The organism is Bacillus sp. FSL R9-9492, assembly GCF_038007365.1.
GTDB classification, from domain to species: Bacteria; Bacillota; Bacilli; order Bacillales; family Bacillaceae_G; genus Bacillus_A; species Bacillus_A mycoides.
On the sequence record NZ_JBBOXC010000001.1, the window covers coordinates 3,993,129 to 4,018,449 of the forward strand.

Consider the following 25,321-nt stretch of genomic DNA (forward strand, 5'->3'; position numbering starts at 1 on the left):
AAGTAACACGTTACCTCCTAGTTATATAAAAATAGGAGGTAAGTGCTACTATAGTCTAATCAATAGATTTATTTATTAATGAGACACTTATCGTCTCAAGTAAAGCAATTTTTCTATAAAGAACTCACTTCCACCAATTGTACCATAAAACACAATCAGTTACCTTTAATTCCCGAAGTAAATTCTAACTTTTGAACCCTCTTTTACTTTAGCTCCTGCTTCTGGTGATTGTTTAATTACTTTCCCACCATCACCACTTATATCAAGCTTCAAGTCTACAAGTTGCGTTTGTAAATCTTTCTTTTTCATACCAATTAAATTAGGAACTTCCACAGTTGGTGTATCGCCCCATTTATATTCTTTCTCAACTTGCTCTTTTCTCGGTTCCACTCCCATTACAGGAAGTGCGTCACGAAGAATATTCCCAACAATAGGTGCTGCTACAACTCCACCAAATTGAGTGACTCCTTTTGGATTATCCACTGCTACATAAACAACAATTTGCGGATCGTCAGCTGGAGCAAAACCGATAAATGATACAATATAGTTATTATCTAAATATTTTCCATCTTTCACCTTTTGAGCAGTTCCAGTTTTTCCACCTACACGATATCCATCAATATAAGCCCCTTTACCCGAACCTTTCGCTACAACATTCTCTAATGCGTAACGAACTTTCTCTGAAGTTTCCTTGGAAATAACTTCCCTTTTCGCAACAGGTGTCTTTTTGCTGACAACTTGATTATTCTTCGGATCAATAAATTCCTTCGCTATATATGGCTGATACAAAGTTCCACCATTTACAGCGGCCGCTACAGCTGCTACTTGTTGAATCGGTGTAACAGAAACACCTTGCCCAAATGAAGTCGTCGCTTGCTCGACTGGACCAACTTTATCTAAATTAAATAAAATACCGCTACCTTCACCTTGTAAATCAATTCCGGTCTTCTGTCCAAACCCGAAATTGCGAATGTATTTAAACAATCGATCTTTACCAAGACGATCACCGAGTTCAATAAATCCTGGGTTACAAGAGTTTTGAACTACCTCTAAAAACGTTTGGCTACCATGGCCTCCAGCTTTCCAACACCGCAATCTAGCTCCACCAACTTCAGCTGCCCCATCATCATAAAATGTATCTTTCTCTAAGTCTACTAAATTTTCATTCAAGGCTGCAGCTAATGTAATAATCTTAAATGTTGACCCCGGCTCATACGTACTCCATACAGGTAAGTTTCTGTTATATACTTCCGGAGAAACACTTTGGAAATCTGCTGGATCAAAACTTGGTCGACTTGACATACCTAAAATTTCACCATTTTTCGGATTCATTGCAATTGCTATCATACCATCAGGATTATACGTTGATTCCGCAATATTCATTTCTCTTTCCATAATCCTCGTAATGCGTGAATCAATTGTTAATCCTAAATTCAAGCCGGCTTCTGGTTTTTTGAAATCATCTCCAACGTTAGGCATTCTCTGTCCTTTCGCGTCTGCAAAAAATCGCACATGACCTTTATCACCATTTAGCTCTTTATCATAATATTTCTCTAGTCCCATAAGCCCTTGATTATCACTGCCCGCAAATCCTAATACGTGTGATAAAAAATTACCGAATGGATAGTACCGGATAGAATCCTCTGCGATGTACACACCCTTTAAACTTAATCCGCGTACTTCTTTCGCTTTGTCATGCGATATTTTCCTTCCGCCTTTATCAAGCCTTACAATCGATTCTTTTTTTGTAATCCGCTTATAAACATCATCTTTTTCCACACCTAATACTGCAGCTAACTTCTCTGCAGTCTCTGCTGGTTTTTCAATTTGCCTCGGCACAACAAAGACGGTCGGTGCACTTTTATTCGTAGCAAGCTCCACACCATTTCGATCTAAAATTTTCCCTCGCTCTGGTTCAAAAGTAATATTACGACTCCATGAATCCTTCGCACGATCCGTTAACATATTTCCAAGAAAAAATTGCACATATCCAAGACGAATATCGATAATGGTGAAAATGAGTATACCCGATATAAGTATAAAAATAAGTCGTTTTCTAACTGTTACATTTGATACACGCATATTGGAACAAGCCTCCCTTACGCCTAGCTTGTTCCAATATATGCTTGTACTTATTTAATTAGAACTTCTTCCCTATTACCATTATGGCTTTTCTGCTTCTTGCTGCGGTTCAAGTGGTGGTACGAGTGTTACACCTAATTCTGTACCAGGTTGCAACAATGTCCCTTCCGCTACACTTTGCTCAGTTACATATCCTGTACCAGAAGGTTTTAAGTTAAGCTTTAATGTTTTTGCTAAATTCATAACATCACGCAGTGCCCATCCCTGTATATTTGGCATTGTAGGTTTATCTCCTACTAAGAAGACTCGATCACCCTTTAATGTTTGTTCAGTTGCTTTTGGCACTTGCTGCTGCACTTTACCTTCACCTAATACGATTGGACGAAGTTTTGCTTTATCAATTGCTTTTTTCGCTTCTTCCATCGTTTTTCCGGTTACATCTGGAACGACAGTTTGTTGTTCTTTCACATATTTTTTCGGGTCTTTTACTTCATTCGGCTTAATCTTTAAGTACTCTAAGCTATTTTTCGTTACATATTTAAAGATATCTGCTAAAGGTTTAGCCCCGTTTTCATCATCTTTTAATTTTGGTTGTTTAACGGACACATACACAACAAGTTGCGGATCGTCCATCGGTGCCATACCTAAGAATGAGAATATATAATTCTCTCTTCCCGTCATATAGCCACCTTTCCCGTCAGGAATTTGTGCTGTACCTGTTTTCCCCCCGACTGAATACCCATCAACTTTATATGCAGTTCCTGTTCCTTTCGGTGATGTAACAACACGTTCTAGTAATTGCCTTACTTGCGCTGCTGTCTCTTTGGAAACAGGTTTCCCTACTTCTTTTGGTTTATGCTCTAGCTGTACTTTACCTGTTATTGGATCCACAATTTTATCAATTGTATAAGGTTTCATCATTTTCCCATCATTTGCAATCGCTGTTGCAGCTTGTACAAGTTGAATTGGTGTAACTGTAGAACCTTGTCCAAACGCTGTTGTTACTTGTTGTATTTGTTGATCAAATAAAATTGTATTTGACCCTTCACCAAGTAAATCAATGTTTGTTTTTTCATCTAATCCAAAATTATGAATATATTTCCGGAAACGATCTGGACCAAGCTTTTGATCACCTAAAATTGCAAACGCTACGTTTGAAGAGCGCTCTACCCCTTCGTCAAAAGTAATAGAACCCCATCCAGCGCCGCCGTTATGATCTTTTATTTTGCGATTACCTACTTGATATGTACCAGACTGATAAAAGTCTTGTCCCTTGTATACACCTTCATTAATGGCCGCTGCTAATGTGAAAATCTTCATTGTTGATCCTGGTTCAAATGCATTTGCAATGGCATCATTATAAAAATATTTATTATTCTCTTGGTTCGGATCATAACTAGGTTTACTAGACATCGCTAATATTTTCCCTGTTTTGGGGTCTGCAACAATTCCTACTAAACTTTCTGGTTCATAATGTTTACTCGCTTCTTTCATTGCGTCTTCTAAATAACTTTGAATACGTTGGTCAAGCGTTAAATACACATTATCTCCATTTTTAGGTGCCTTTACATTCACTTTTCCACCATCAAGAGATACTCCTTTACGGTCACCTGTATAAGCTACCTCACCATTAGAAGCCCCTAAATACTTATCCAAACTCTTTTCTAAGCCAAATTCACCTACTGCGATTCCATTATCATCAGGTCTGGCATGACCTATGACGTAAGATGCGAAATCACCGTTTGGATACACTCTCGCATTTTCGGTAATAAAAGTTATTCCCGGCAATTTCAATGCTTCTATTTGTTCTTTCTTTTCTTTCGTCAAGCCCTTACCCAATGTTCCAAATTCCACTTGACTTCTATCTTTATTTAAAGCGGCTAAGATCGCGTCTTCGCCCGTTCCGAGTACTCCAGCGATTTTCTTTGCAGTATCCTCTTTATCCTCAACAGGCTTGGCACCTTTTAATTCCGCTACCATTCTATAGGAATTTGCGTCTTGTGCTAGCACATGACCATTTTGATCATAAATTGTTCCTCGATTCGCTTCGAGAACTCCCTTTTTACTATGTTTCTGCTCAGCAAGTTTCTTCAAATCATGATTGTCCACTGTTCCTGTTGCTTGTATGTAAAAAAATCGGGCTAATAACAGCAAAAAGAGCAGGAGGAAAAATATCATAAAATAACCTGCTCCCTTATTGGTATGAAATTTGGTCATATTTCTCTTCATCTTTTCTTCACACCTATTTGCCTTACTTTAGGCCTTTCACATTATTCGCATTAATTTCTAGCCCGTGTTTTTTTGCAACTTCAGCGATACGTTCATAACGACTTAACTTCTCTACTTCAGCCTGCAATTCTTGATTTTCCTTTTGTTTTTTCACAATTTGTTCTTCTATCGTCGCTGCTTCTACATTAACTTGATATAGACCCGCTTTATTCCCAATAAAAGCTACACAAGCATATAATAAAAACCCAATAAACGTTACGTACAATAGCTTTTCAATTCTTGTAATTTTCGTTTTAACTTTTGGCTTAACCATCTGCTGTGGCGGCGCTTGAATTTGTACCTCTTCTTGCGCCTGTTGTTTATACTTTACAGCTAAATTAGTCATACCTCTCTCTCCTTTTTATCGTTTTTCAGCGATTCTCAACTTCGCAGAACGCGCTCGATTATTTTCTTCTAATTCAATGTCAGAAGGTAAAATCGGTTTCCTTGTAATAAGCTTTAATTTCGGCTTAAATTCATCCGGAATAATCGGTAGTCCCTGTGGTAATTGCGGCGTTGTGCTATTTCGCTTAAACGTCGTTTTACAAATACGATCTTCTAAAGAATGGAATGTTATAACACTAACTCTTCCACCAGGCTTGACCATATCAATTGCAGATTCCAACGCTTCTTCAAATACTTTTAATTCATCATTTACAGCAATACGAATCGCTTGAAATACTCGCTTCGCAGGATGTCCACCTGTTCTACGTGCCGGAGCTGGAATACCTTCTTTAATTAATTCCACTAATTCTCCTGTCGTTTCAATAGCCTTATTCTCGCGATAAGCTTCAATTTTCCTTGTTATTTGCTTTGAAAATTTTTCTTCTCCGTATTGGAAGAAAATTCTTACGAGTTGTTCATATGACCAGCTGTTCACAACATCATATGCTGTTAATGGGGCATCTTGATCCATCCGCATATCTAACGGTGCATCATGATGATAACTAAAGCCACGCTCTGGTGTATCTAATTGTGGGGATGAAACACCTAAATCGAATAAAATCCCGTCTACTTCTGTGATACCTAATTCATGTAGTTTTTCAGATAAATAACGGAAGTTGCTCTTCACTGTTACAAATTGTTCACCATAAGAAGAAAATTTTTCCTTCGCATTTTGAATCGCTATTTCATCTTGATCAAATGCTATTAACTTTCCACCATCTGTTAGCTGAGATAATAAATAAGAACTATGTCCTCCTCCACCCAGTGTACAATCTACATATGTACCACTCGGTTTTATATCTAAGCCATCTACTGTTTCTTTCAAAAGTACTGTTACGTGTTTGAACATTGCTGCACCTACTCTTTTTCCAATTAATTATGTTAAATACATTTCTCACTCTACAAACACAATTTACTACTAGAGGATGAAATGCTACTAAAGAACGACTCATTTAACTTCCAACAAGGTAGTACGCTATACAAATCGCTATTTTATTTTATTATATACTAAATTTTATCATTTTTTGCGGGAATTTAAACAAAAACCTGTCGAAAAAGATATTAATCCGTTTACATTTTGTGCTATTTTGTCATATATATATACCTGATACATAGCGATTCATTACATTAACATAAGATGGATAATTCAGAAATATTTCACTTCACAGTTAATTCAACAGAATAAAAATAAAATCCTGCTCAAAAGAGCAAGATTCTATAGTTTTATTACATGATGTTTTCCATCCCACGAAAAAGATTGTTCCATTACCCGGTCAACAAAATCAAGGCCGAACTGATTTAAATAATAACACACATTCCACACACGTTCTTGCGGTGCTCCTAATGGACGAAGCGCGAATTGTAAACGGCGGAATTTATTCAGTTGAACCTCATGTTTCTTCTCAACATTTCTTTTCAACATTTTTTCTAACAGTTCAATTTGCTCATTAATTTTCAGTTCATTTTTCCCCGCAAACTCATTTAACCCTGGATCTATTTTTTTCACGAATTGTTGTAATGATGTATGAATACCCATTATTTCTTTTTTCGCTTCTATAAATCGCTCGTCTATCGGTTCCTCTATTTGATTAGAAAGCCAATTGTCACGCAGATTATCTATATTATTTAGAAATGGATCAATTTCTTGCAAATCTAAATCATATAAATCTGTCGCTGTATCTCGCTCCATATAAGTAATTGTAAGCCGCGGAACAACAGGTGGCATTTGGAAACCTGCCGTATGAAACACTTGTTGCAATTCACTCCAATAAGCTAACTCCCCTGGACCGCCAATAAACGCTAACGTAGGAAACACATATTCTTGCATAAGAGGGCGCGTTACAACATTATTACTAAAACGTTCTGGACTTCTTTCCATCTCTTCCATCAATTCTTCATACGAAAATGAATGCACTCCATCTTTTCCAATAAACTTCCCTTGATTCTCTTCAAGCAATACTCGCTCATTATCAATTTCCATAAATATATGCACTGCATTTGTCTTCGTTTCAATAATCGGTTTAAATCCTAATTCCTTAAGTACTTCCTGTTGATTACGAAGCCCTACTTGAATTTCTTTATATTTACTTATAATTTGTTGTAAAAACGGCACTTCTAATTTTCTTAATGCAGGATGATGTGAATCTACAAGAATTAAACCAGAATTTGCGAACATTTTCGTAATAAGGTGCGCAAAGAAATCTACATATGTATGCGATTTACCTAAAGCATCATCAACAAATTGTAATACATCCTTTGTAAAATTCGTTTCCGGATATGTTTTAAAAATCTCTTCGACCCATTTTCTACAGTCTTCAATAGAAAACTCAGACTCAGAAGCACTCGCCTTTTTCGGATAACGATCATGAAAAATGGTCTTTTTTATTTTTTTATTTTTCGTTACAAATGTATGATTAATTTCATCCATATCATGGTCTTCACCAGCAATCCAAAAGACAGGAACAACCCGAACCCCTAAGCTCTCTTCTTTTTCTTTTGCAAGCTGTAAAATTGAAATGATCTTATGAACTGTATAAAGCGGACCAGTTAATAACCCAGCTTGTTGTCCAGCTATAACTACATATGTATTTTCATCTTCAAGCGCTTTTATATTTTGAATTGTAAATTCTCCCGCTTGCAATTGTGTATTATATTCTAATAAATGCGTTACTAAATCTTGACGGAAAAACTCTCTCTCACGTAAATCATGTAAACGCTGTTTAAAAGCATCCTCTGTTAACAGATAATCAAAACATGACTGTATCTCTTTTTTACCGTTCATATAGTCCGCTACAACACCTTGTAGTGGAACAGAGATTTCTTTTATCTCCATATAATTCTTCCTTTCGTATCCTGTTCTCTCACCAACCCACATTGTATTCAATGTTTCACGTAAAAGCAAAGAAAAACACTTATAATTCCATTCCTTTTATTGCATTGAACAAAAATTGAAGTGTCGGAACAGATTGTTGTTGTTCCTTAGCTTCTTCTAATACATATCCAACAATCGCATTAACTTCCGTTTGTCTATTCGCTCTTACGTCCGCTAACATAGATGAAGTATTATGGGATGTTTTTTCACATACTTGGCATACCATTTTCCATAGCATTTCCTTATCTTCTTCTTTAACAAGAAATGCAACTTCCTGAAATACTTGCTCCATCATTTGATAAAAAAGCGGGTTTGAAATTAACTCCCCGTTCTCAACCCGCAATAATGCCGTCAACGGATTAATACATACATTGACTACTAATTTATTACGCATAATCCCCTTCCAATCATCTTCTATCTGAATCGGAAAATAATCAAAAGGAAAACAATTAAATACCTTTTTAAAACAACTAGATTGACCACGCACTACACCAAACTTTGTAACACCTATTCCAGTATGACGAACTGTATGTCCATCCTCTTTTTTTGCACCATGCTCCACAATCCCGACTGCTATACGTTCATTTCCTATTTTTTGCATAACGTGAAGATGTGACATTCCATTTTGCAAAAAGATTAATGACGATTCTCCCTGCACAAAAGGTAATATATCAGTTACATGATATTGCTTTACAGCAATAAATATATAATCTAACTGTTTATCCAGCATACTTTCTATCGGTAAAATAGATGGAAATACCGTTTCACGTTCTCCATTCCTAATACAAGTTACACCCGTTAAGTTTAATTCTTCTGCTTGCTTATCGTTTCTTGTAAACAACGTAACATCTTGATTACTTTTTTGTAAATAAAATGTATATAGGAGACCAATAGCTCCCGGTCCAACAATTCCAATTTTCATCTTCACACAAAGAACTCATATTAACAAGTGATATAAGTTCCCTTGCCTTTCCCCCTTTATATCTTATTAAATTACAATTACATAGTTGAGGATTCAATTACCTTTTAACAAATGCAACCTCTTCTTTCACTACGTATATACTACCTATATACATAGTTCTATTCTTAGTTTAGCAAATCCTCAAAAAAATAATGAAAGAAATATTCTATCTTCTTCATAAAAATTTAAAAATGAGTTATAATATTATTATAAATATTTTAACTTTTCTGCATTCAACAAGATAAGAAAAGGACGTGATGTAATGGGATTCCCAAAAGTTGAACGCTTGCTCATCAATTATAAAACATTAGATGAATTTAAAAAATTTAAAGGGTGCGGAGCTCAAGAACTATCCATGTTGGAAGAATTACAAGCAAACATTATTGAAAATGATAGTGAGTCTCCATTTTACGGTATTTATTATGGTGGATCGCTAATCGCACGTATGAGTCTATATATGAAAAGGAACGGTGGAGAACCATTTGAAATTACAGGTACTTACCTAGAACTTTATAAACTTGAAGTATTGCCGACTTTTCAAAAACAAGGATTCGGACAAATGCTTGTTAATTATGCGAAACAACTACAATTCCCAATTAAAACGATAGCACGTATCCAGTCATCTGGTTTTTGGGATAAATTAAGTTTCCAGCCAGTATCAGTAACTGATGGTGATTTTTATATTTGGCATCCAGAAACAAATTCGAATGCGATTACAAACGAAGAATCTGCATAAGAAACAAAAAAAACAGCTGTTACGCAGCTGTTTTTATTTCTTTAATTTTTCTAATTCTCCATTCGAGCGAGCGCCATTTCTTTCCGCTACCATTACACTTCTTTTTTGATCGATATAATCAAGTAATGTTCTATATTCTTCCTCATATACTGATAATCGCTCCAGAAGATGTTCTTTCTCTGTTTGCAACGATTCAATTTGTTGTTGCAACACCATTAAAGAGCTTTCATCTTTATAATTTCGCAAAAATTCAATAACATCATTCAATGTAATTGATGTAGGCTCTAATACCTTTGTCTCTTTCACTTCATAATTTTCTACTTTACGAAGTTGCTTTGCTTCTTCAATACGTTCTTTGTATTGCTTTCTAACATAAGAATTCCACCTAAATCCACATGCTGCTGGTGTGCGAGACAAATGTCTCCCCACTTCTTTAAAGGCAGAAAGTTGCGTTCCACCTTCTTGAATATGCCGGAGTACTACTTCTGCCAGAAGCAAATCTTCATCATCAGTCCAAGCATCTTGTCTTGTTGTCGCCATCTCTCTAGTCCTCCCTATGCATTTTTTATTAAGCATATGCAGTTACTAGAAAAGATAGAATACAACAAATAAAGAATAAGACAAAAAAAATAAACGTAGAAGATATCTTCTACGTTTATTTTCCCGCAATTACTTGCTGATTACTTCTTTACCTTTGTAAGTACCGCATGCTTTACATACACGGTGAGCTAATTTCGCTTCACCACAGCTTGGGCACTCTACCATACCAGGTACTGATAATTTGAAATGCGTACGACGCTTTCTTTTTACTGTTTTAGAAGTTCTTCTAAAAGGTACAGCCATTCTTCCCACCTCCTTAAAAGAAATAGTTATTTTCATATGAAGGCCTAAACCAGTCTTCCGATTATTTGTCAAAAAACTTTGCAAGTCCTGCTAATCGTGGATCAACAGTCTTTTCTTTGTTTTCTTCCGAAATCACTTGCCAGTCTTGACCTTGCATCGGTGCTCCACCAGAAACATCATCACTGAAAATTTGCATTGGAATCTCCAAAAGTATATTTTCCTTGATTACGGGCAGTAAGTCAAGTACTTCTCCTTCTAAACAATGAATTTCAGCTTCTGTTTCAAATTCTTCTTCCGAAGTTTGGAACACCTCAGTTGTTTTAATGTCAAATGGTAATGTCACATCTACTAAAGAGCGAGAACATGGTAAAACCATGCTTCCAGTTATATGTAGATGAAACGTAAACTTACCGGAGCCAAAATCAACTCTTCCTGTTACATGAGCAGGATTAATTTCACGAATATCTTTCTCGACCTCTTTTAGCTCACTTACATCTACCATTTCATTTAATGTCAATCCTTTATTTCTCAATTTATTCAATTGATGGATGGACCATTTCATATCATATCACCTCAAGGCAACAAACAAAATTATAGCTAGCCATTTTATATTTGTCAATGTTTTTTCTTTACACTATAATGAAGTCATCATAGGAAATAATATATAGACTATCACGTTTTCCAAAAAGATGCTACATCGAAAGGAGAGATTACCATAAAATCCAGTGGTATTGTTGTTGAATATAACCCTTTTCATAACGGTCATGCTTATCATGTGCAACAAACAAAAAAGTTAACACAGTCCGATATTATTATCGCCGTTATGAGTGGTCCTTTTTTGCAGCGTGGTGAGCCCGCACTCATCTCCAAATGGTATCGTACCAAAATGGCCTTAACAAACGGCGTAGACCTCGTTGTAGAGCTTCCATATGCATTCGCAACACAAAAGGCCGAAACTTTCGCAAATGGCGCAATTTCGATTTTAAACGCCCTTGGTGTTTCTGAAATTTGTTTCGGTAGTGAAGATGGACAAGCTGAAAATTTCTACAATACCATCGCTATACAAAAAAATGAAGAAGAGACTTTTAATCGTCTTGTGAAGCAATTTATGAATGCAGGTAATAGTTATGCAAAAGCTACATCTGAAGCCTTTCTACACATCTTACCACCCGAAAAAAACGTAGATATGTCACAACCAAATAACATTTTAGGCTTACAGTACATTAAAGCAATTCTCTTACAAAACAGTTCGATGCAAGCACAAACTATAAAAAGATTCGCCTCTCATTATCATGATGAAACATTTCACAATCAACATATTGCAAGTGCAACAAGTATTCGCAAACAGCTATTTAATGAAAACAGTTCCTCTACAACTATTGAGCCTTTTATCCCGAAAATGACTGCTTCTCTTTTAGAAAACTACAAGCAAAACTACGGGACGTTACATAACTGGGAAAAATACTTTTCATTTTTTAAATACAAACTTATGACGATGTCTTCAGAGGACTTACAACATATATATGAAATGGAAGAAGGTTTAGAGCATCGTATTTTATCAAAAATACAAAACAGTTCATCTTTCTATTCATTCATGGAAGCATTAAAAACAAAACGTTATACATGGACTAGATTGCAAAGAGCTTGTACACATATTTTAACAAATACAACGAAGGAAGAAATACACAAAGCAAATATAGAGCAACATGCGCCGTATATCCGTCTTCTCGGAATGTCACAAAAAGGACAAACTTATCTTTCTAGAAATAAGAAAAAAATAGAACTCCCAATCCTTACTCATACAAAAACATTCGAACATCCAACTTTAGACATAGAACGAAAATCAAATGCTGTATATTTCTCCATAATGCAAGAACCTTTGCGGACACAACTGCTAAAACAAGACGCAACGCATCATCCAATTCGTTATGATGAAATAACGAAAAAATTCCTATAAGAAAAACCTCTCTTCTTCAGAGAGGTTTACTTTGTTTTACCCATTTTTTCCAAATAAGTTAATGCATCATCCAGTGTGTCCACTGGTACAATTTTCATCTTCGTTTTAATATCTTTCGCAGCTTCAAGAGCATCTTTATAATTCGATTTCTCTACACCTTTTTCATTTGGCGCAAAAAACACTTCAGCTCCCGCATCACTAGCAGCTACTACTTTTTGCTGAATACCACCAATTGGACCAATTTCTCCTTTATCATTGATTGTACCTGTTCCAGCTATTTCATGTCCGTTTGTTAAATCTTCTTCAACGAGCTGATTATAAATTTCTAGTGTAAACATTAACCCCGCTGATGGACCGCCGATTTCATGGGAATCGATTTTCACTTTCGGGTCTACTACTAACTCTCTTTCCGTAACGATAGAGACCCCTATACCGACGCGTCCATTCCCATTAGGGATCGTCTTTACATTTAAATTTTCTTTAAACTGTTTTCCGCCCCGCTTGTATTCAATATTTACTGTGTCCCCTTCTTTTTTTCCTGTCATATACTCAATAAATTGTTCCGTCTTGTCGAATATTTTTCCATCGACAGCTATAATAACATCTCCAAGCTTAAGCTTTCCCTCTGACGGCATACCCTTTGCTACACCAGCAACTAGTACACCTTTATTTTCAAAAGAAACAGAGCGATTTGCACGTTTATAAGCATTATAGATTGCTGCATTTTGCGAATCTTTCATTGCATAATTTTGGCGAAATTGATATTCTTCATCACTCTCGCCTTTTTGCAATATTTCTTCCGCCTTCGAAACGTGTGTATATTTATTAAATTGCGCGGCTATTAAGTTCACCACATTAGCAGGTCCCATTGAGACAGTGACAAGCATGAAATCACCAGACTCTTTAGTTCCACCGTCAACTTGCACGTACGGCGCTAATTTCGCGGCCATACCTGGTTTTGTCACATAATACGGCAAGCGCACATAAACAAGTAGCATCGCCAATATAACCCCTATTAAAATTGCATATATAAACCGAAAACGCTTAAACATTATGTTTCTCCTTCCACTGCTCAATTAGTAAATAAATGTTTGAAATATGTTTTTCCGCTTCCACTTCTCCGACCCTAATAATGTCTTCAATATGTGTAAAAGCACGCGAACTAAATTGTTCCACTGCTGGCCGCATCATTAAATCTGATGCTATTTGCCGATTCATCACAAGTTCATGTTGCATAATTTCAATACTTTGCATAATTACATCATAAATTGATGTAACCTCTCCATTCACCTTAATTGGAGATACATCAACAGCAATAACAATATCAGCACCTAAATCTTTTACAACCGATACGGGAATACGGTCAATTACCCCTCCATCCACTAATAAGCGGCCATCTATTTTTTCTGGAACAAACACCCCTGGTACAGATATACTAGCTCGAACCGCCTCCGCAATCGGACCACTTGTAAAAACAACTTTCTCCCCCTTCAAAATGTCAGTAGCCACAACAGCTGTCGGGATATCTAACTCTTCTAAATTTTTATTATATGTAAACATTTTAATCATATCTTTAATACGTTTTCCAGCAATAAATCCCATTTTAGGAACTGTAAAATCCAAATAATATTTCCTTTTGAAAACAGCTGCCAATTTATACAGTCTTTCAACGTTACAACTCGCTGCATAAAATGTACCAATTAATGCCCCTATACTACTACCTGCTATCATGTGAATAGGGATGCCAGCTTCCCTCAACACTTTTATTACCCCTATGTGAGCAAAACCTTTTGCACCTCCGGATCCAAGCGCTAAACCGATTTTTGGTTCCTTCATTTTTCTCACCCTTTAATTTTTTTCATTCCTTTTTCATACTTATGGTCTAAATTCACCACATATCCACGTATACTGAAATGAACGTTTTTGGGACAAAGGGGGATTTTCTTACATGTACGAAAAATGGAAAACTGCTTTTCTTACCATATCAATGTTGTTTTTAACCTTTTCTCTTGTACTTCACCCCCAAGATGCTTTGCAGGCTTCAATTCGCGGGTTAAATATATGGTGGGAAGTTGTATTCCCTTCACTACTACCGTTTTTCATCATTGCGGAACTTCTAATCAGTATTGGTATTGTAAAATTTATCGGTGTTATATTAGAACCACTAATGCGTCCACTGTTTCGTGTTCCAGGGGTAGGCGGATTTGTTTGGGCAATGGGAATGGCTTCAGGATTCCCCGCTGGCGCCAAATTAAGCGCTAGACTACGCAAGAGCAATCAACTAACACAAATTGAAGCGGAACGACTCGTATCTTTCACAAATTCTTCTAATCCACTTTTTATTTTCGGAGCGGTTTCTATTGGTTTTTTCAATAATCCGAAATTAGGACTCGTATTAGCAGCAGCACATTATATAAGTAACTTTATCGTCGGATTACTTATGCGCTTTTATGGTAATAACGATACTTACATAAAAGACAAACATACGAATCAAAAGCGTGCCTTTCAAAACCCTTTTTCCATCCTCCACCAAACACGTATGCAAGAAAAAAGACCAATCGGAAAACTACTCGGTGACGCTATCGTTTCTTCTATTCAAACATTGCTCATGATTGGTGGGTTTATTATTTTATTCTCTGTTTTAAATAAAATGATTACTGTTTTCAAAATTACAGAAGCGCTTTCTTTTATTATGCAACATATTTTATCATTCTTCCAACTTACATCCCAATTTAGTATTCCGATATTATCCGGTATTTTTGAAATGACGCTTGGAAGCCAAATGATTAGTCAAATTAATGAATCAACACTTCTTCAACAAGCGATGGTAACAAGCTTCATTTTAGCATTTAGCGGTCTTTCTATTCAGGCACAAGTAGCAAGCATATTAGCGGAGACAGATATCCGCTTTAAACCATATTTTTTAGCTCGAATTATCCAAAGTATTCTCGCTCCTATTTTCACTTTTATATTTTGGGGACCATTTTATGAAAAACTTCATTCTTTCTCGCCTACGCAAGAAGATCTTCCCGTATTTTTATTGAATCATTCTTATACACTAACTGATATTTGGACATCATTTATACACTACGGACCAATCTTCACCTTATTTTGTTTATATTTGTATGTCATCTTATTGTTTTTACGTATTCATAAAGAAAAACCCCGTTCACTTTAACGGGGTTTTAAACTTGTCTTTTAAAGCACGCTCTACAATCGGAGGAACAAGGTCTACTACACTCCCACCATATCTCGCAACTTCTTTCACAATACTTGAACTTAAAAATGAATATTGATTATTTGTCATAATGAAGAAAGTTTCGATATTTTCGTCTAATTTTCGATTCATTGAAGTAATTTGCATCTCATATTCAAAATCAGAAACTGCTCGCAAACCACGTAATATTGCATTTGCATTACGCATTTTTGCATATTCCACCAATAATCCACTATGTGAATCAACTTTTACATTCGGAATATCCTTTGTCGCCTCTCGAATTAACTCTAGGCGTTCTTCTACCGAAAAGAATGGTTTTTTTGATGAATTGTTTAAAACAACTACATATACTTCATCAAATACTTTTGCTCCCCTTTTAATAATATCCAAATGTCCAAGGGTAATTGGATCAAAACTCCCTGAAGAAATAGCTATACTTGTCATTCTGTCCCCTCACCTTCATACTTATAAATCGAAATTGCTGTAATCCCGTAGTTTTCTGCCCGTACTTTTACAAGTTCTCCTATAGAATCAGGTAAAACCACGTCATCCCCATGCTCTGCCATAATGATGCCATCTTTATTTAACAATCCATGTTGATCCATTACACTAACTAAAGACACAATTTTTTGAGCTTTATATGGAGGGTCTATTAGTATAAGATCGAATGATATTTCACGCTTTATAAGCGCCTTTACCGCACGCTCTGCATCATTTCGGTACACTTCAGCTTGTTCTTGTAGTCTACAGCTTTCTAAATTTTGATGAATGACTTTTATCGCTTTACTATCTCGGTCAACAAAAATCGCTTTATCAATCCCTCTACTTATGGCCTCAATTCCAAGACCACCGCTACCACCAAATAAATCAAGAGCGATACCACCATCATAATAAGGACCTATCATATTAAAAATAGATTCTTTCACTTTATCTGTCGTTGGACGCGTTGTATTACCAGGTACCGCTTTAAGTGGGTGCCCTTTACATTTTCCTGAAACTACTCTCATCTGTTGTCACTACCTTTATTTCAATCTATAGAGCGATTACAGCAAATTCATTTCAATTCGGTAACCGCTACCGATTCATACTATTTCATACATTTTTTCATTAATCTGTTATTTAACTAATTGAAAACCTCAGTTAAAATAATCGCTCGCTATTTCTTTCATATCCATTTCACTATTTGCAAGTAACAACCCTCTATGTACATCAGTTCCACTTTACCTTTTTTATCCTATCATAAAATAAAAAAAAGAAAAATAAAAAGCCTAACATAAATTTTAATTTCATTATGTATATCTTCATTTTAGATTGGACATAAATAAATATAACAACATCATTTTCGATGTTGTTGCCAACCGCGGAGAAGACTTACGTTTCCCCATAAGTTCTTCCTCCGGTTTCTCCTCTCCCTTTGCCTTCTTACTAGTAGTACATACTAGTATTAGAAGGGCCCTGCTTTGCAGGGTTTTTTTATTTGTCTACTTTTCATTTAAAAAGTGAGGTGGTACAGTAAAAGAAAGAGGAGGAAAAAATATGATTCAACGCTTTATAGAACTCGGAGAAGGCTACTCTGACTTATATGAATTACTTGAAATTGCCAAAACAAACCAAGAACGTGTAACACATATGTTACAATTCGAAACTGTAAAAAACGAAAAAAAAGTGTGTTCACTTGTTGTAATACTAAAACCGACAACTACTGGTGATTTCCAACCATTATACATATGTCGTGAAGGCATTCCTGTACTTGAAAATAAAAAAAGTAAACGTGTCGTTTTATTTGAAGAAATGGCGGAACAAATAGGAAAAAAAGTTACTCCCTTTACTGTAAAACCATCAACAACTTTCCCTGAAAAAGAACTATTTTTTAATCATCTAATTGGTATTTTACGAATGAACAATTTCATTCCTCCAATGAAATAACACGTTATTTCAAGTAAAAAATCCCCTGCTAAATTTAGCAGGGGATTTTTTTACTTAGCTATAATCGTATTCTTTTGCCCGATCAGGACGCGAATTTTCGAATTCCGTTTTTAAAAATGGGCGATACGACTGTTCTACTTTTTTTACAAAAGGAAGTTTATTCAATTTTTGCATCATATGCTCAATTTGTTCCATATCACAATATACAACGGCATATTTCAAACGTTTTGATATGTAATGAATGTTACCATATTTCCTTAAAATCTTGGCATGTTTCAATGAATGTAAATAAACAATCATACTTTGTCGTTGCCCGAACATAATCTTCTCCATCTTCTCCTTTTAAAAACTTATATTCTTATATTTTATGAAAACCAATCATAAATTTATGACATTAAAGAACAAACTCTGTATACGTTTTCTTCTATATTCTAAAAAACGGGGTAAATTACCCCGTTTTTTTACAACCACAACCGCCTCCGGTACCACAACCACCGCCACAGCCACCCGCATCAAAAAACGGATTTCCTGTTGGAACTTTAACGGAAGAAGATACCTCAGAACCAATTGCTACACTAACTTCATCTAATAACTTCTGTAAAGCTGTTTCTGCTCTTTTAAAAGTTGCAACCTTATCATGCATATCTACAGAACGCTTTAATTCCCTCATTTTCGTCGAAACGAAAGTATAATCAGGATGATATTTACCAAAACGTTGCACTTCTTCGTATCGCTCTTTCATCGCTGTAAATTGCTGAATTAGCGTCTGGACTTCTATATCTTCTTGTAAATCCTTATAATACTTACGGTAATCTTCTGCTATATCTGAACAGATGATCGCTTTTGCAAGCTGCTCTGCCTTATCTAAAATCAATACGCTTTCCAGCGTCGCTACAATCATGAGAGACACCTCCGAGTATTCATCATAACACATTTGGAACAGAACTACTAATTGAAGTGTCTCACCTAAAAGAAAGATATGATTCTAATTACTTTTCATACAATCTCCTTGCACTCTTATACACTAATATGCTCCGCAATATTATATTTAAGAACATCCCATTTCCCGCTATTCTCTTTCACGTAGCTAATACATGCGTTTTTTAACGGCGTTTTAAATGTAATTTCATTTGGTGCAATTGCGTGTAAAATAGCTTTTATTGCATGTGAATGCGCAACAATGATAATACGTTTATCTCCATGTGCTGCTGCAACCTGTTGTAAAGCCGTAAAACAGCGCTCTACGATTTCTTCATCCTGCTCCATTCCTTCTACATTACCTTCTGTAATTAACTCTCTAACGGCCGCAACTGGTTTCCCAGAAGCTTCCCCAAAATTACGTTCCATAAATCGCTCATCTAATAAAATAGATGGTAATCCAATAGCCCCAGCAATTTCCTTAGCTGTTTCTTGCGCTCTAATTAACGGGCTACTTATAATTATATCCCACGATTCCGCTTGCAAGGCAGCTGCACTTTGACTCGCTTGCTTCTTCCCAACTTCATTGAGTGGAATATCTTCGCGCCCTTGAATAATCTCTTGAAAGTTCCAATCAGTTTGTCCATGTCGTACTAAACAAATTTCCGTCATGCTGCAACTCCTTTTTTAAATAATCCGATTCTATTGTAACAAAAGTTTTGCATAACGGACATAGTTTTCCCTTCCAATTACGTCGTATTTTGCTGCTTCATATACTGGAACATATCAATCATAATTGAAGCAACGGCCAATTGATTTTGAAATTTTTCCACTTTATCTGGTATCGTTTTTTTGAAATGCTGCATGGCAGCTAACTCAAAAGCTTCTTTTTCTTCTGGGTTACGCGTCAATTTCCGGTACCAGTATGGCTGTTCCCGAATATAGCGAGCTAAATCCTCATCAGCTTTTATAAACTCCATAAGCTCTGCTCTCATTCTCTTTCCCCCTAATCCTTTTGAAAGAAAAAAGGATTATTTTCAGAAGTACTTTGTTCTTGCTGCGCACGGTTTCCTTGAAATTGTTGAATAACTTGTTGCACGCTACCAATCGCACTCGTTACATTTGCTAAATGATGTTGCATTTGTTCTACGTCTAGCTTTTTAAAGAAAGAAAGCATTTGCCCCATCACATCAGCAGTTTTTTCCTCTTCTGTTCGATTTTCTTTTTCTTCTTTATTTTCTTTTACCGAAGAAAAAGCAGGTGCTCCATCAGGTCTATATGCTGTCCATATTTGATCTTCTTCACCAAGTAAGTACCATTCTTCATAAAATTGCTGCCAAGTTTTTTGACCACCTCTAACCTCATGAACCATTTTAGGGTGATGGTTTACAAACTCTTTAAACTGTTGAACCGATGGATGTAACGGCCCTTTTGTTGTTGGCATAATCCTCACCTCTTCATGTATATCTACTATATTGTAAGAAAAAAAAGGCACATGGTTCGCCTATTTTTAGACGATTCATGCACCTTTTTATCTTCCTATTTGTGGACAATTAAAGCCCGATTGGTGAAGACTAATAATCAATGAAGGATGCCCCGACTGATTAAAGTTTCATTTTATTTTCGGATAAAGTTTTGAGTATAAAATTTATCATATACCCCAACACCTAATCCAGTAAATTGTTCGTTTAATAAATTCTTTCTATGCCCCTCACTATTTAACCAACCCTGTACCGCCGCAATTCCATCACTATGTTGCGCCGCTATATTCTCACCAGCAAGTTGAAAAGCCACTTGCCCACGTTGCAAGCGATCTCCTAACGTACCAAAAGTAGGTGAATCGTGTGAAAAATAATTATTATCCTTCATATCTTTACTATGGCCAAATGCAACATCTGCAGTTTGTTGATCCAATGTTAACAACGGTAATTGATGACGACTCCGAATAATATTTGTTAAATCGAGAATTTGTTGCATATTTCCATTTTCTACTTGCTTCATTTTTTCTGGCGTCAGCGGCTGTTCCGCTATTAATTCACCTGAATAAACAAGTTGATATGGTCTTTGTCGTAATAACGTTTCATCATCCATATAACGAAGACCAACAAGCTCATGTGTAAAGTGATCAAAGTATAATTGTGCCCATCCATCTTCTACAGGTACTAGCGGTTGTTCCATTACTTCCGTATCAGATAACTCAAATTGATAACTATTCTTTCCTCTTTTTAATGAAATCTCATGTGAAAGTGGATTCTTTTTATATACCTCTTCATACTTTTCATTTATATAATAGGGAGCCACCTTAACTTGCTCACCAGCAACATACGCCGTTACAACTTTACGTTCAGCAACTCCAAATTGAACATACTGAGCTAAATCTTGATTATACACCCACCAGTCATATCCATAAGCAGACGGCTCTATTCGAGATGGTTCGCCCCACTTCGCTAATAAATTCTCAGAGTCCCCGCCAATCATATTTAAAACAGTGTCTGTGGATTCTTCATTTACTTGCTTCTTCTTTTTCACAATTTTATTTTCTTGCTTAGAGTGAGATGGGGTTAATATATATTGTGACACGAGTAACTTCCCGTATAAATCAACAGCTAAAATTAAAAATGTAATCATTACGATACGCAATAATTTCTTCAAACGATATACCTCCTGAACAAAGCATAAAATCGAGATATACACAAATCCTTTTATTTCCTTTTTTTGTGTGTACCGTACTCTTTTCACTATATCATATTTTCACGAAAAAAGTCTGGATTATCCCTTTTCTCGCAATACGAATTGCACTTTCTTATTATTCGTACTATTATAAAAATAATGAACTAACATTAAAATAAGGAGGTATTCTATGCAATTTACAAATACAAACTTTACTGATGCAGTCGTTGATCTAACTCTTTTAACTGAGATTATGGAAAACAATCATTTTGTACTTGCCGGACAATGGGATTACGAACGTGTTACATATGATTATAAATTTGAAATATTAAAGGATATTTATTATTTACGTGTACAAGGATTTGCTGTTGAAGGTGACATCGGCGGCAGACACGCTCAAGTAAAACTATTGCCACCCTTATTAGGAAAACATTATTATCCTCATGGCGTTGAATATGGCGATGATGAGATTTTCCCAACGAATGTACTTCAAAAAAGCGAACAACTCCTACAAAATATTGAAAAAGAGTTAAAAGAATTTCAAATTATTGAATAACAAAAAAACTAGCGCATTAACACGATGCGCTAGTTTTTATTTCGTCTGCAAATAAGGAGGTAACTCTTGCAGCTGCTCTTTATCCTTTTCACGCTCTCTACGTGCCCATTTAAAGAACACATAACCGATAATCGTACCGTACACTATTTCCTGGACAATTTTCATAATAATACCACCTGTTTGCTGGTCTTGTACTACCGGCATCCAATGTAAAAATTCTGGTCCAGTTATATTTAAATCTGATAAAGTACCCGCCGGTACACAGAGTTCCATTGCCTTCATCCAAGCGGCCGGATCTGTATATGTTGCAAATAATGGTGCAGTCGCAAAAATTATTAACGCACAAGCTGGCGTTAATAAAATACCATTAGCAAACATGTAACCAAGCTTCTTAATATCACTTAAAGTTTGATATTCTGGCAGTGGATTTAACATCGGCCACCACATCATCATTGCTGCAAAAAACAATATAGCAAGGCAAATAGGATGCGCTATTTGACTTTGTTTTACTGCATCAAAAACAATTGGCAAATGATAAAAGGAAAACAGGCCATTAAATACAAACAATGCAATAAGCGGCTTAGCAAAAAACTTTATCACAATTTGAACGAACTTAAAAGAAGTAATATAACGATATAACCAAACAGGTATACCAAGCAGTAATAACGGAGGCACCGCAATATACATTACTGCCATCTCAAACATATGTGCACTAAATATGATATGACCAATTAAATCAATAGGTCCTCCCTTTACAACATACAAAAGAACAATCCCGGTCGTAAAATAAAAAATTTGCTTCTTACTTACCTTCGTCGCATTTTCAAATCGCGTTCTATACGGTCCAATAATTAAAAAATAACTAATAAGAATCGAGATCATAAATAATAAAAAAATTGGACTCCATAAAGCTTGAAAACCAAATACCCATAAGTTTTCCATTTCCACACCTACCTTTTCAAAATTCTTATATTTCATATAAAAAGAGGGCTTTGATATATCAGAGCCCCCTACTATCACTGTTTAAATCCACACAATTGTCATAAAGGCTAATATTGTTAATAAACCAATTAACAATCCAGAGTACAAGAAGAAACTCGCCGCTTCATGCCCTTTATGACTCATATGCATGAAATAATATAACTGAAATATAACTTGAATGACTGCTAACAATAATATAAATGGAACCGAAAAAATCGGGCTAAATGTTTTCGGATATGCCACCGCTGCAAATGCAACTAATGTTAAAAAAATCATTAGTGAAAATGTAACAACTTGGTGCTTCATTTCCTCTGCACTTTTTCTCTTCCGATAAACAAGATCCACCTTAGGATTATTCGTTTGCTTAACCGCCATTGTTTATCCCACCATTCCCATCAAATATACTACAGTGAAAATAAACACCCAAACTACGTCAATAAAGTGCCAATAAATTGATGCAACATAAAACTTTGGTGCGTTGTATAAATTTAAGCCTCTCTTCGCGTTTCTAAAGATTAATGTTAAAATCCAACATAATCCAAACAACACGTGGAGCCCGTGTGTACCAACAAGAGCATAAAATGCAGAACCAAATGCACTACTTCTCATAGTATGCTTAAATTCATGCGTATAATGATAAAACTCATATATTTCAAACCCCAAAAATCCTAAGCCAAGCAACACTGTTACAAGTAACCAAAGTTGCATTTTCTTAAAGTTAAAATTTTTCATATGATACATTGCGTATACACTCGTTAAACTACTTGTTAACAAAAGCATCGTCATAATGAAAACGAGTGGCATTTGAAACATCTCTTGAGATGTTGGTCCACCATTTGTAGAGTTCTTTAACGCTAAATATGTGCCAAATAAGGAAGCGAACAACACTGTTTCGCCTCCAAGAAATAACCAAAAACCAACAAACTTATTTTTCCCCTCAAGGGTTGCTTTTTCAGGCTCTGCTGGAAATGTTTCATTCGTTAATTTCTCATCTACATGCATTACGCCTTGCCCCCCTTATCATCTAAATCTTCCTTATGAATATGATATCCATGATCATCAATTACTGAACGAAGGAACATTGTACCAAATGTAATGATTAAACCGATAATCGCTACTAATAACCAAAATTTATCTTTGCCACCCTGCATATACATCGCACCGAATGCTGCTATGAATAAGCCTAGAGAAATGATAAATGGTGAAAATGAAGCATTTGGCATATGAATATCACCGGCCGGTTCCGCTGCTGTCATCTCTTTATTACCTTCACGTTTTTCAATCCAAAACGGATCTAACCCGCGAACAAATGGCAATTGTTTAAAATTGTATTCCGGTGTAGGTGCTGGCATTGTCCATTCTAATGTACGTCCATCCCATGGATCACGGCCAGCCTTCTCTTTTGATACCGTTGTTTTTATTACATTGAATAAAAGAACAATCGTTCCAAGAGCCATAAACACAGCTCCGATAGAACTAATCATATTCCCCATTTCCAACCCTTGGCCCTCAAGATATGTGTAGTAACGACGTGGCATACCGATTAGACCTAGGAAATGCTGAATAAAGAATGTTAAATGGAAACCGATAAAGAATAACCAAAATGTTATCTTACCTAATGTTTCATTTAATACTTTATTAAACATAAGTGGCCAATAATAATGCGCACCTGCAAGTAAACCAAATACAACACCACCAACAATTACATAATGAAAGTGTGCTACTACGAAATAATTATCATGAAACTGATAATCAGCTGGTGCAGAAGCAAGCATAACACCTGTAACTCCACCCATAACGAAGGATGGAATAAAAGCTACCGCCCACATCATTGGTGTTGTAAACCTAATACTTCCACCCCACATTGTAAAGAGCCAGTTAAATATTTTAATACCCGTTGGAACTGCAATCGCCATTGTTGCAACCGAGAAGATAGCATTTGCAACAGGCCCAAGACCAACAGTAAACATATGATGCGCCCATACCATAAATCCTAAAAACCCTATTAATACTGTCGCGAACACCATAGAGGAATAACCGAATAATCGTTTTTTCGAAAATGTGGCGAAGATTTCTGAGAATATTCCGAAAGCTGGGAGTATAAGAATGTATACTTCCGGATGACCGAAGATCCAGAATAAATGCTCCCATATAATCGTGTTCCCACCTAGTGCCGGATTAAAGAAACTTGTGCCAAATAAACGATCTAACATTAAAAGTCCTAATCCTACAGTTAATGGTGGAAATGCAAATAAAATAAGTGAAGATGTTACAAATGTTGTCCATGTAAACATCGGCATGCGCATGTACGTCATCCCTGGCGCGCGCATATTAATAATTGTAACAAGGAAGTTAATACCTCCAATTAATGTACCAATACCTGATATTTGCAAGCCGAGTACATAAAAATCAACACCATGTCCTTTAGAGGCTAAAGCTAAAGATGCATACGATGTCCACCCTGCATCAGGCGCTCCTCCTAAAAACCAACTTAAATTTAAAAATAATCCACCAAAGAAAAATAACCAAAATCCGAGCGAATTCAAAAACGGGAACGCCACATCACGTGCTCCAATTTGAAGTGGTACAGCGGCGTTCATAAATGCAAACACGAGTGGCATAGCTGCGAGGAAAATCATTGTTGTACCGTGCATCGTTAATACTTGATTATAAGCATCCCCAACAAGAAAAGCATTGTTAGGAATCGCTAACTGCAGGCGAATAAATAGTGCTTCTATTCCACCTATTACAAAAAACAATCCACCTGCAATTAAATAGAGAATGGCAATCTTTTTATGGTCTACTGTCGTTAAATAATCCCATATGACAGCACCCATCCCCTGTTTTTTTGCTACAGAACTCACGTTTTCAACCTCCCCTTCGCAAATGA

The 25,321-nt window shown here is 36.0% G+C and carries 28 protein-coding genes; 5 read left to right on the forward strand and 23 right to left on the reverse strand.

The genetic code is table 11. The annotated features are described in order from the left end of the window. Nucleotides 1-165 precede the first annotated feature (165 nt). The 6 genes from MKY70_RS20180 to panE all read right to left on the reverse strand — a co-directional run bounded on the left by MKY70_RS20180 (nt 166) and on the right by panE (nt 8,594). Nucleotides 166-2,082, reverse strand: a complete 1,917-nt coding sequence (locus tag MKY70_RS20180) for a stage V sporulation protein D (protein WP_002014741.1) — start codon at nt 2,080-2,082, stop codon at nt 166-168. A gap of 81 nt (nt 2,083-2,163) precedes the next feature. Continuing rightward, nucleotides 2,164-4,311, reverse strand: coding sequence for a penicillin-binding protein (locus MKY70_RS20185; protein WP_445662067.1), 2,148 nt, complete (start codon nt 4,309-4,311; stop codon nt 2,164-2,166). Between the two features lie 22 nt (nt 4,312-4,333). Further along, nucleotides 4,334-4,696 (reverse strand): cell division protein FtsL, encoded by a 363-nt coding sequence (gene ftsL / locus MKY70_RS20190; RefSeq protein ID WP_002014745.1) that lies wholly within the window; start codon nt 4,694-4,696, stop codon nt 4,334-4,336. 15 nt (nt 4,697-4,711) lie between these two features. Further along, on the reverse strand, nt 4,712-5,644 hold the full coding sequence (gene rsmH, locus MKY70_RS20195) for a 16S rRNA (cytosine(1402)-N(4))-methyltransferase RsmH (protein WP_002014746.1): 933 nt from the start codon (nt 5,642-5,644) through the stop codon (nt 4,712-4,714). Between the two features lie 366 nt (nt 5,645-6,010). After that, on the reverse strand, nt 6,011-7,627 hold the full coding sequence (gene bshC, locus MKY70_RS20200; protein WP_088034447.1) for a bacillithiol biosynthesis cysteine-adding enzyme BshC: 1,617 nt from the start codon (nt 7,625-7,627) through the stop codon (nt 6,011-6,013). Nucleotides 7,628-7,706: 79 nt separating this feature from the next. Continuing rightward, nucleotides 7,707-8,594 (reverse strand): 2-dehydropantoate 2-reductase, encoded by an 888-nt coding sequence (panE, locus tag MKY70_RS20205; protein WP_033709393.1) that lies wholly within the window; start codon nt 8,592-8,594, stop codon nt 7,707-7,709. A gap of 295 nt (nt 8,595-8,889) precedes the next feature. Here panE and MKY70_RS20210 point away from each other — a divergent pair, with 295 nt between their 5' ends. Then, nucleotides 8,890-9,363 (forward strand): N-acetyltransferase, encoded by a 474-nt coding sequence (locus MKY70_RS20210; protein ID WP_002014751.1) that lies wholly within the window; start codon nt 8,890-8,892, stop codon nt 9,361-9,363. 33 nt (nt 9,364-9,396) lie between these two features. On the opposite strand, the gene MKY70_RS20215 is transcribed toward MKY70_RS20210, so the two are convergent. From MKY70_RS20215 to MKY70_RS20225, 3 genes are all read right to left on the reverse strand, one after another. Beyond that, a complete protein-coding gene (locus tag MKY70_RS20215) occupies nt 9,397-9,903 on the reverse strand; it encodes an RsfA family transcriptional regulator (protein WP_061674434.1) in 507 nt (168 codons plus the stop codon). A 129-nt stretch (nt 9,904-10,032) separates the two neighbouring features. Continuing rightward, nucleotides 10,033-10,206, reverse strand: a complete 174-nt coding sequence (gene rpmF / locus MKY70_RS20220) for a 50S ribosomal protein L32 (protein WP_001984764.1) — start codon at nt 10,204-10,206, stop codon at nt 10,033-10,035. Between the two features lie 61 nt (nt 10,207-10,267). Continuing rightward, nucleotides 10,268-10,768, reverse strand: a complete 501-nt coding sequence (locus MKY70_RS20225; RefSeq protein WP_002014753.1) for a YceD family protein — start codon at nt 10,766-10,768, stop codon at nt 10,268-10,270. Between the two features lie 153 nt (nt 10,769-10,921). On the opposite strand from MKY70_RS20225, the gene MKY70_RS20230 reads away from it, so the two are divergent. Next, nucleotides 10,922-12,163 carry a nucleotidyltransferase gene (locus MKY70_RS20230; protein WP_176280948.1) on the forward strand — a complete coding sequence of 414 codons (1,242 nt, stop codon included), beginning with the start codon at nt 10,922-10,924 and terminating at the stop codon, nt 12,161-12,163. 26 nt (nt 12,164-12,189) lie between these two features. Here the strand turns inward: MKY70_RS20230 and MKY70_RS20235 are convergent, their stop codons facing one another. Beyond that, on the reverse strand, nt 12,190-13,215 hold the full coding sequence (locus tag MKY70_RS20235) for a SepM family pheromone-processing serine protease (RefSeq protein WP_002088283.1): 1,026 nt from the start codon (nt 13,213-13,215) through the stop codon (nt 12,190-12,192). Beyond that, a complete protein-coding gene (locus MKY70_RS20240; RefSeq protein WP_002088284.1) occupies nt 13,208-13,999 on the reverse strand; it encodes a patatin-like phospholipase family protein in 792 nt (263 codons plus the stop codon). Before MKY70_RS20240 ends, MKY70_RS20235 begins: the two co-directional genes overlap by 8 nt. A gap of 112 nt (nt 14,000-14,111) precedes the next feature. Here MKY70_RS20240 and ylbJ point away from each other — a divergent pair, with 112 nt between their 5' ends. Beyond that, on the forward strand, nt 14,112-15,341 hold the full coding sequence (gene ylbJ / locus MKY70_RS20245) for a sporulation integral membrane protein YlbJ (RefSeq protein WP_289404551.1): 1,230 nt from the start codon (nt 14,112-14,114) through the stop codon (nt 15,339-15,341). Here the strand turns inward: ylbJ and coaD are convergent. Both coaD and rsmD read right to left on the reverse strand, forming a co-directional pair. Then, nucleotides 15,333-15,824 (reverse strand): pantetheine-phosphate adenylyltransferase, encoded by a 492-nt coding sequence (coaD, locus tag MKY70_RS20250; RefSeq protein ID WP_044442849.1) that lies wholly within the window; start codon nt 15,822-15,824, stop codon nt 15,333-15,335. The two genes, ylbJ and coaD, sit on opposite strands and share 9 nt — an antisense overlap. Continuing rightward, nucleotides 15,821-16,387: a 16S rRNA (guanine(966)-N(2))-methyltransferase RsmD gene (rsmD, locus tag MKY70_RS20255; protein WP_001266992.1), complete on the reverse strand. Its 567-nt coding sequence runs from the start codon at nt 16,385-16,387 to the stop codon at nt 15,821-15,823. The genes coaD and rsmD overlap by 4 nt, the downstream gene beginning before the upstream one ends. 529 nt (nt 16,388-16,916) lie before the next feature. Here rsmD and MKY70_RS20260 point away from each other — a divergent pair. Further along, a complete protein-coding gene (locus tag MKY70_RS20260; protein WP_002014762.1) occupies nt 16,917-17,306 on the forward strand; it encodes a DUF7147 family protein in 390 nt (129 codons plus the stop codon). Between the two features lie 54 nt (nt 17,307-17,360). On the opposite strand, the gene MKY70_RS20265 is transcribed toward MKY70_RS20260, so the two are convergent. From MKY70_RS20265 to MKY70_RS20290, 6 genes are all read right to left on the reverse strand, one after another. Next, nucleotides 17,361-17,627 (reverse strand): YlbG family protein, encoded by a 267-nt coding sequence (locus tag MKY70_RS20265; protein ID WP_002088292.1) that lies wholly within the window; start codon nt 17,625-17,627, stop codon nt 17,361-17,363. 127 nt (nt 17,628-17,754) lie between these two features. Beyond that, the gene (locus MKY70_RS20270; RefSeq protein ID WP_002014765.1) at nt 17,755-18,207 is read right to left on the reverse strand and encodes a YlbF family regulator; all 453 of its coding nucleotides are present in this window, start codon (nt 18,205-18,207) and stop codon (nt 17,755-17,757) included. Nucleotides 18,208-18,323: 116 nt separating this feature from the next. Further along, entirely contained in the window at nt 18,324-18,896 is a 573-nt protein-coding gene (locus tag MKY70_RS20275) for a histidine phosphatase family protein (RefSeq protein ID WP_002014767.1), read from the reverse strand. A gap of 77 nt (nt 18,897-18,973) precedes the next feature. Beyond that, on the reverse strand, nt 18,974-19,219 hold the full coding sequence (locus MKY70_RS20280; protein WP_002014770.1) for a YlbE-like family protein: 246 nt from the start codon (nt 19,217-19,219) through the stop codon (nt 18,974-18,976). Nucleotides 19,220-19,230: 11 nt separating this feature from the next. Next, on the reverse strand, nt 19,231-19,668 hold the full coding sequence (locus tag MKY70_RS20285) for a YlbD family protein (protein ID WP_002014771.1): 438 nt from the start codon (nt 19,666-19,668) through the stop codon (nt 19,231-19,233). Between the two features lie 173 nt (nt 19,669-19,841). Further along, the gene (locus MKY70_RS20290) at nt 19,842-20,876 is read right to left on the reverse strand and encodes a CAP domain-containing protein (RefSeq protein WP_341025610.1); all 1,035 of its coding nucleotides are present in this window, start codon (nt 20,874-20,876) and stop codon (nt 19,842-19,844) included. Nucleotides 20,877-21,084: 208 nt separating this feature from the next. Here MKY70_RS20290 and MKY70_RS20295 point away from each other — a divergent pair, with 208 nt between their 5' ends. Beyond that, nucleotides 21,085-21,450, forward strand: coding sequence for a YugN family protein (locus MKY70_RS20295; protein WP_002014773.1), 366 nt, complete (start codon nt 21,085-21,087; stop codon nt 21,448-21,450). A gap of 36 nt (nt 21,451-21,486) precedes the next feature. On the opposite strand, the gene ctaG is transcribed toward MKY70_RS20295, so the two are convergent. The 4 genes from ctaG to ctaD all read right to left on the reverse strand — a co-directional run bounded on the left by ctaG (nt 21,487) and on the right by ctaD (nt 25,268). Next, nucleotides 21,487-22,392: a cytochrome c oxidase assembly factor CtaG gene (gene ctaG / locus MKY70_RS20300; RefSeq protein ID WP_033708188.1), complete on the reverse strand. Its 906-nt coding sequence runs from the start codon at nt 22,390-22,392 to the stop codon at nt 21,487-21,489. 81 nt (nt 22,393-22,473) lie between these two features. Next, nucleotides 22,474-22,806: a cytochrome c oxidase subunit IVB gene (ctaF, locus tag MKY70_RS20305; protein ID WP_002014776.1), complete on the reverse strand. Its 333-nt coding sequence runs from the start codon at nt 22,804-22,806 to the stop codon at nt 22,474-22,476. Between the two features lie 3 nt (nt 22,807-22,809). After that, nucleotides 22,810-23,433 carry a cytochrome c oxidase subunit III gene (gene ctaE / locus MKY70_RS20310; RefSeq protein ID WP_000557861.1) on the reverse strand — a complete coding sequence of 208 codons (624 nt, stop codon included), beginning with the start codon at nt 23,431-23,433 and terminating at the stop codon, nt 22,810-22,812. Continuing rightward, nucleotides 23,433-25,268, reverse strand: coding sequence for a cytochrome c oxidase subunit I (ctaD, locus tag MKY70_RS20315; protein ID WP_176126945.1), 1,836 nt, complete (start codon nt 25,266-25,268; stop codon nt 23,433-23,435). Before ctaD ends, ctaE begins: the two co-directional genes overlap by 1 nt. Nucleotides 25,269-25,321: the final 53 nt, after the last annotated feature.